This window comes from Solimonas fluminis (assembly GCF_002930645.1).
Classification (GTDB): Bacteria; Pseudomonadota; Gammaproteobacteria; order Nevskiales; family Nevskiaceae; genus Solimonas_A; species Solimonas_A fluminis.
In genome coordinates, this window is sequence record NZ_PSNW01000006.1 from 306,844 (window position 1) to 313,885 (window position 7,042).

Annotated in this window: 7 protein-coding genes; 2 read left to right on the forward strand and 5 right to left on the reverse strand. The window is 70.3% G+C overall.

Annotated features, from left to right (window positions below):
• Positions 1–3: 3 nt before the first annotated feature.
• Genes bcsA through C3942_RS13165 form a run of 5 tightly spaced genes read right to left on the reverse strand, consistent with a single transcriptional unit; the run spans position 4 to position 5,319 of the window.
• Complete coding sequence (gene bcsA / locus C3942_RS13145; protein WP_104230794.1) at positions 4–2,538, reverse strand: UDP-forming cellulose synthase catalytic subunit; 2,535 nt, start codon at positions 2,536–2,538, stop codon at positions 4–6.
• Positions 2,538–3,275, reverse strand: a complete 738-nt coding sequence (bcsQ, locus tag C3942_RS13150) for a cellulose biosynthesis protein BcsQ (RefSeq protein WP_104230795.1) — start codon at positions 3,273–3,275, stop codon at positions 2,538–2,540. The genes bcsA and bcsQ overlap by 1 nt, the downstream gene beginning before the upstream one ends.
• 21 nt (positions 3,276–3,296) lie before the next feature.
• Complete coding sequence (locus tag C3942_RS13155; RefSeq protein ID WP_104230796.1) at positions 3,297–3,503, reverse strand: hypothetical protein; 207 nt, start codon at positions 3,501–3,503, stop codon at positions 3,297–3,299.
• Complete coding sequence (bcsE, locus tag C3942_RS13160) at positions 3,500–5,149, reverse strand: cellulose biosynthesis protein BcsE (protein WP_133164302.1); 1,650 nt, start codon at positions 5,147–5,149, stop codon at positions 3,500–3,502. The genes C3942_RS13155 and bcsE overlap by 4 nt, the downstream gene beginning before the upstream one ends.
• Positions 5,146–5,319, reverse strand: a complete 174-nt coding sequence (locus tag C3942_RS13165; RefSeq protein WP_165797446.1) for a cellulose biosynthesis BcsR family protein — start codon at positions 5,317–5,319, stop codon at positions 5,146–5,148. Before C3942_RS13165 ends, bcsE begins: the two co-directional genes overlap by 4 nt.
• A gap of 140 nt (positions 5,320–5,459) precedes the next feature.
• Here C3942_RS13165 and C3942_RS13170 point away from each other — a divergent pair, with 140 nt between their 5' ends.
• Both C3942_RS13170 and C3942_RS13175 read left to right on the forward strand, forming a co-directional pair.
• Complete coding sequence (locus C3942_RS13170; RefSeq protein WP_104230799.1) at positions 5,460–5,963, forward strand: CC0125/CC1285 family lipoprotein; 504 nt, start codon at positions 5,460–5,462, stop codon at positions 5,961–5,963.
• A 23-nt stretch (positions 5,964–5,986) separates the two neighbouring features.
• Positions 5,987–6,901: an acyl-CoA dehydrogenase middle domain-containing protein gene (locus C3942_RS13175; protein WP_104230800.1), complete on the forward strand. Its 915-nt coding sequence runs from the start codon at positions 5,987–5,989 to the stop codon at positions 6,899–6,901.
• The last annotated feature ends 141 nt before the right edge of the window (positions 6,902–7,042 follow it).

Below are 7,042 nucleotides of genomic sequence, written 5' to 3' on the forward strand. Positions count from 1 at the left end.
TTCTCAATTGGCGATGCCGGCTTCGCGCCGACCGCGGCGCAGCCAGCGTGATTCGAAGCGGGTGTACAGGTCCTGCGCAAGCCGCAGGTAGCCCTTGGCGCCGAAGCTCAGCACCTCGCCCAGGCTGACCAGCGGCCGGTCGGACTGCTGCTCCTCGGTCCAGTCGAGCCAGGCATCGGCGCGGCCGAAGGTGCACTGGATCAGGTTGCGCTCGTCTTCCAGGCTCATGGTGTCGAAGTGCAGGCCCAGCCGGCCGCCGCGCGCCACCACCACCCGGGCCGGGAAGCTGCACTCCTGGTCGCCGCGGCTCAGGCCCACCCGGACGTGGACGCCGGGGCTCAGGCCCAGGTCGGCGCCGACCACCACGCCCAGGCCCTGGGTCGAGTAGTCCTCGGTCTCGGTCCGGGCCACGCGTCCGTCCGGCAGGTACAGGGTGGCCGGCACGCGCATCGGCACGCGGTGCGCCACGCGGACCTGGCGCGATTCCGCGGCCACGCCCAGCGCTGCGCCCAGCATCACCAGGTTGTAGACCGCCCAGGCCAGGTTCATCAGCACCGTGGCGGGCTCATGGGCGTTCCAGACCAGCAGCCGCGGGATCGCCAGCGCCACGCCGCCGAGGTTGAGGGCCACCAGCGCCACGTAGGGCAGGGAGATGCTCCAGTCGAAATAGTCGCGCTCGATCAGGCCGCCCTTGGCGGTGACGTTGAAGCTGCCGGCCTTGGGATTGAGCATGGCGATAGTGGTCGGCAGCGCGATGTACCAGGCCAGCACCGACTCGTAGGCTTCGGCCCAGAAGGAGTGCCGGTACTGTCCCTGGATGCGCGAATTGGCGAGGCTCGACTGCACCAGGTGCGGCAGCACGTAGGCCGCCAGCGTGGTGGCGGCGGCGTTGATCACGTGCAGTTCGAAGTACAGGTAGCCCAGCGGCGCGGTCAGGAACACCAGGCGCGGCAGGCCGTAGAAGAAGTGCAGCATCGCATTGGCGTAGCACAGGCGCTGGAACAGCTTCAGCCCGCGGCCGAGCAGCGGGTTGTCGGTGCGGAAGATCTGCGCCATGCCGCGCGCCCAGCGGATGCGCTGGCCGATGTGGCTGGACAGGCTCTCTGTCGCCAGGCCCGCCGCCTGCGTCAGCTTGATGTAGGCGGTGTTGTAGCCGCGCCGGTGCAGCTTGAGGGCGGTGTGCGCATCCTCGGTGACCGTTTCCACCGCGATGCCGCCCACTTCCATCAGCGGCCCGCGCCGCAGGATCGCGCAGGAACCGCAGAAGAAGGCGGCATTCCACAGGTCGTTGCCGTCCTGCACCAGGCCGTAGAACAGGCTTCCTTCGTTGGGCACGCGGCGGAAGGTGCCGAGGTTGCGCTCGAAGGGATCGGGCGAGAAGAAATGGTGCGGTGTCTGCAGCATCGCGCACTTCGGGTCCTTCAGGAACCAGCCCATCGTCGTCTGCAGGAAGGACCGCACCGGGATGTGGTCGCAGTCGAAGATCGCGATGAAGTCGCCGTTGGTGACCTTCATGGCGTGGTTCAGGTTGCCGGCCTTGGCATGCGCGTTGTCGGGCCGGACGATGTAGTGGATGCCGGCCTGCGCGGCGAAGCGGCGGAACTCGTCGCGGCGGCCATCGTCCAGCAGGTGGATGCGCAGCTTGTCGCGCGGCCAGTCCATGCTCATGGCCGCCAGCACCGTCGGCTTCACCACCTTCAGCGGTTCGTTGTAGCTCGGGATGTAGACATCCACGGTCGGCCACAGCGAGGTGTCGGCGGGCAGGGGCACGGTCGGGCGCTTCAGCGGCCAGGCGTTCTGTACGTAGCCCAGCACCAGGATCAGCCAGGTGTAGGTCTCGGCCGCGATCAGGCCCAGGCCCAGGATCATGTCGGCACCGGGGTCGAGGTCCAGCGTCTGCGTCAGGCGCCACCAGATGTAGCGCGAGGAGGCGATCAGCGAGAACGCCAGCATCAGCAGGGTCGGGCCATTGCCAGGCAGGCGGCGGATCAGCAGCGTCGCCGCCCACATGATGCCGAACATCATGAACTGCTGGTGCAGCCCCAGCGGCGTGGTCGCGGTGACCAGCAGCAGCACGCCGGCGGCGATCACCGCCAGCCGCGTCATCAAAGGGCTGCCCAGGGCAAAGGCATTGGCGGCCGCGTCCACCCGCCGCCCGGCTGCGGAGAAGTCGATGCGCTCGAATCGCCGCTGCAGGGGACGCAGCGGTGCCATCAGCAGGCGCAGGAGCCGCAGCGGCAGGCCGAGCAGGCTTCGCCCCACCTCCATCAGGATCGAGGGCCGGCGCTGCGCGTCCGGCGCCAGCGGGGCGACCAGGACCAGCGCATACAGCCAGTCGCCCAGCCTGCGCGGGTCGCGCACCTGCAGTTCGCGCGCCATCAGGGCGATCAGGGGCTGCAGGATCCGCAGCAGCCAGCGTGGCCAGGGCCGCGACTCCGCGGGCGGCAGCACGAACAGGCGCTTGAGCCACAGGCCGGGATCGCCGGGATTCTCCACCCCGAGCGCGCGCGCCGGTCGCAGCAGCAGCGGGCGCAGCATCAGTCGAGCCTCGCCAATGCGGCATGCAGCCAGCTGCCGAGACCCTGCAGGTCGTAGGCAGCCTGGCTGTGCACGGCGTAGTCGATCAGCGAGCGGTTGGCGGCCTCCGCTTCCGGGACCGACTCGTCGCGATGCACCGGGTAGGGTGCCAGGCGTTCGCCCAGGTCCTGGCGCAGCAGGGCGCGCACGTCGTTCTGCAGGCGGTGAGTGGCTTCCACCTTGTTGAGCACGTAGAGCAGCGGTGTGCTGCCGGGAGCGCCGAACATGCGCAGTGCCGCATAGGAGGCGGCATCGGCGCGCAGGATCGCCAGCTGCAGGCCTGCCGCGGTGATGGCCTGGTCGGCGTAGACCGAGGGCAGGCGCGGCGTGTCGATCAGCACCGCCGTGTCCGCCGGCAGGTCCAGCGCCCCGAGGCGCTGCGCCAGCCAGCGCGGCTGTTCCGCCAGCAGGGCCTCGAAGCGCCGCAGGCCGTCCCGGTCCAGGCGCCCGAAGGGCAGGAACTGGATGCGGTCGGAGTTGGTGCGCGCGGTGGCCTGCCAGTCGCCGCCCAGCAGGCCGCGGCTGGCCAATCCCTCGGCCGGCGCCGGCACGATGCCCAGCTTCAGCGCCAGCGAGTTCTGCGGGTCGAAGTCGACCGCCAGCACCGGCCGGCCGTGGCGGCGCAGGACATCGGCCAGGCCGGCGACCAGCGTGCTGCGGCCACTGCCGCCGGCCGCGGAGATGATGCTGATGGCGATAACGGCGCGTTCTCCTGTTGGCTACTTGCCGTGACCTGCCGGTCGCGGGGGATCGGGCAGGCGATGAGGTTCGATGAAGACCGGCCTCCAGGCGCTGCCGAGCAGGCGCCTGCGCAGTCGCCGCAGGCGGCGGTTCCATCCGCGCGCCAGCAGCAGCGACAGCGCGCCCAGGCTCAGGGTGGCGCTGAACAGCACCAGCAGCAGCCATCCGGCGAAGCTGTTCGTCATGACGGCACCCCGCTGCGCAGGTTCAGGGGCGAGGGCCGGCTGGTGCGCGGCACGCCGATGGTGTTGGCTTGAACCGGGGCGGCCTGGGCCGTGCTTGCCTCCATCGTCCCGGAGGCGGCTTCTTTGGCCAGCTCCGGGCCGTGGTCAGTCAGTGCCTGGGCCTGTGCCCGGTACTGCAGGTCGCCGGCCTCGGCCTGGATGGCACTGCGGCCCGGCAGGCGCAACTGTCCTTCGAAGAGTTCGCCCAGCATCATCCGGAATACCCGTTCCACCGCCTTGTCGGCGTCCTGCTCCCAGCAGGCGAACAGGAAGAGGTAGACGCTGCGGTCATCGGCGGTGAAGACGTCGCCGGCCCTCAGCGGCTTGCAGGCGCGCAGGGCCTCCAGGGGGGTGACTTCCGGCAGCAGGAACAGGCGCACCAGGGTGCATTCGATGCCGGCCGTGTGGGCCTGGTCGGCGGCGCCCAGGGCTTCGGCGCAGAAGGCGGCGGGCGGCAGGTAGCCGCTGCGCGCCGGCGGAGCGGCCGAGGCCAGCACCTGTTCGAGCTGGTCCGGCACGTCGCGGCTCAGCACCTGCCCCAGCAATCCCGCCACGGCCTGCGGCAGGTCGGCGGCAGCCAGGCCGGGGGCGAGGATGAGGTTCGCGCCGGCGGTGAGCAGGATGCTTTCCTGGCCGTGGCGCAGCGGCGCATGCCGCTGGCGCACCACGATCTTCAGCGCCCGGCCGCGGCGCTTGCGCAGCTGGTGCACGGTATGGGTCAGCTGGCGGAATTCCTGCGGCCGTCCAGAGTCGAGGATGCAGGTGGCGGCCATGGCCTTGTCGGCCGCGGCCAGCAGGGCGGCGTTGTCGGACACCAGGCCCCAGGCCGCCGGCAGCCCCGGCTCCGCCGCGGCGCGGGTGATCCAGACCTGCTCCTGGTCCCTGGCCTGGTCCAGCCAGGCCTTCACCTGCCGCTGCGTGAACTGGTCCGAGCCGGCTGCGACCAGCTCCCCGGACTCGGTGCTGCGCAGGGCCTGGCGCGAGCTGCCGCCTCGGTGCTTGCCCAGCTGCCAGTGACTGATCGACCAGGCCAGGGTGCCGCCGCGGTTGCCGAGGCTGGCCATGCCGGACAGTGCGCCGCTGGCGCGGTGCAACTGCTGGGCGCGCCCCGGCTCCACGCCGTCGCGGAACAGCAGCAGCACCGTACAAGCTGCCGATTCGCACCAGCTGCGCAGCCGCAGGCCCTGGCGGTTCAGGGCAGAGCGGTCTCCCCAGGAGAACAGGCCGTCCGCCGCGTCGATCACCAGCAGGCTGCAGCCGTCCAGGGCGTAGTGGTCCAGTTCATCGAGGAACTGGGCGCCGCCGGTCCGCTGCAGGCGCTCGGCCCAGCCGGGCAAGGCACGGAAGAAGGAGAGCAGGCCGCGCGCCTGGGCGCGCTGGGGATCCACGTCGCGCTGTTGCAGGGCGTCCAGCAGCGCCGGCAGGCTGTCGCCGGCAACGACGGCAGCCACGCGCTTCTGCACGAAGCAGCGGGCCAGCGTGCCCGCCGCGAGGGAGAGCGCCCAGCGCTCGCGCGCCACGTCGGCGGCATACACGCGGCCGGTCGACATCTGCGCCAGCATCGGCGGCAGTCCGGCGATTCCCAGGTAGACCCCGGGGGCGCTCAAGGGACGCCCGCCTTCCCGGGCGGCGGCTGCAGCTCGCGCAGCTGGCGCAGCAGCGCCCAGCGCGCCAGGGCCATCTCCACCGCTTCCTGCGAGTTCACATCCACGTAGCCCCAGTGCTGCCCCAGGCCCAGGAACTGGCCGAGCCGGCGGATGTCATCGGGGGGCTGCACGGTAGTGGAATCCATGACAGGGAGGATGAGTGAAGCCAGCAGTCCTCCGCAAGCCCTTCATCGGGCTGATGTTTGTAGATAAGGCATCCAGGGAACCGGGCATGGCGTAATCTGTCTCAACGCCATATCCGGAGGCCGCCATGGCTGCACATCGACGCACCCCGATCTTCGCTGCCCTGACGGCGGCATTGCTGGCCGCAGGCTGCGCCACCGTGACGCCCTACCAGCCGATGCAGAACGGCCAGGGTTACGGCGACCAGCGCATCGAAAGCAACCGCTACCGTGTGAACTTCGCCGGCAACTCGACGACGCCGCGCGAGACGGTGGAGAACTACCTGCTGTTCCGTGCCGCGGAACTGACGCTGCAGCAGGGCTACGACTACTTCGTCATGAGCGGCACCGACACCGAGGCGCAGACGCGCTACCAGCAGACCGTCAGTGCCTTCGGCGGCTACGGCTGGTACTCGCGCTACTACGGCTTGGGGACCGGCGTCAGCACCGCCTACCCGGTGACCGAATACCAGGCCCAGGCCTACGTCACCATGTACAAGGGCAAGCGTCCGGACACAGCGGCCGACGCCTTCGACGCGCGCCAGGTGCGAGACAACCTGGGCCCCCTGATCAAGTACCCCGAAAAGCGCTGACGGCAGCCGGCTATAGTGCCGGCATGACGCACTGGATCGAAACGCTGCTCGCAGGCTCCTGCGAGGTTCCGCATTGCGCGAGTACCGCCGACTGGTGGCCGCGCCATCTCGCCCGTTCGCGGGAAACGCCGGACACCCTGGCCCAGGCGATCCTCGGCGGTCATTTCGCCGACCGCGTCGGCTGGGCCTTCGCCTCTGCCTACCAGGCGGCGCTGCGCGCCCTGGTGCCGGATCTGCCGGCCGACACCGTCGCTGCGCTCTGCGTCACCGAGAAGGAAGGCAACGCGCCCCGCGCGATCCGCAGCGAACTGCGCGGCGGCCGGCTCAATGGCAGCAAGCGCTGGACCACATTGGGGCCGGAGGGGCAGCTGTTCCTGGTGGTGGCGCGCGATGCCTCGGTGCCGTCCGAAGTGCCGGCCTTGCGGGTGCTGCGCGTTCACGCGGGGCAGCCCGGTGTGCAGGTCGATCCCATGCCGCCGACGCCCTTCGTCCCGGAAGTGCCGCATGCCAGCCTGCGCTTCGGGAATGTGGAGGTCGCGGAATCCGCGGTGCTGCCCGGCGACGGATACCTGCGCTACGTGAAGCCCTTCCGCACGGTGGAGGACCTGCATGTGCAGGCCGCGGTGCTGGCGTATCTCGTGCGCGAGGCCCGCCGCTTGGCCTGGCCTCGCGCCTGGATCGAAAGCGCCGTCGCGCAACTGCTGTCGCTGGAAGCCATCGCCCGGCTGCCGCCCTTGTCCAGCGCCACGCATATCGCGCTGGCCGGGGCGCTTGCAGGCGTGACGCAACGGGTCGCCGAAGCGGACCGGTACTGGCTGGCGACAGGGGAGGATGAGGCTGCCGTGCGCTGGCGGCGGGACCGCGCCTTGTTCGATGTCGCGGCGGCGCAGCGCGACAAACGCCGGGAGCGTGCCTGGGAGCGATTGGCTCCGGCATGAAGGCAACAAAAAAGTCCCGGTAAAGGGGCTTTTGAGTGAGCTTGACTGGTCGGGGCGACAGGATTCGACAAATTTGTCGGGAACAAATTTGGACGCGCCGCAGGCGCGGTCCGGAGCGTAGCGGAGGATGAGGCGCATGGA

Coding starts and splice junctions, on each gene's coding strand:
- bcsA (WP_104230794.1), bottom strand. CDS start 2,538: ATGCTGCGCCCGCTGCTGCTGCGACCGGCGCGCGCGCTCGGGGTGGAG.
- C3942_RS13155 (WP_104230796.1), bottom strand. CDS start 3,503: ATGACGAACAGCTTCGCCGGATGGCTGCTGCTGGTGCTGTTCAGCGCC.
- C3942_RS13170 (WP_104230799.1), top strand. CDS start 5,460: ATGGCTGCACATCGACGCACCCCGATCTTCGCTGCCCTGACGGCGGCA.
- C3942_RS13175 (WP_104230800.1), top strand. CDS start 5,987: ATGACGCACTGGATCGAAACGCTGCTCGCAGGCTCCTGCGAGGTTCCG.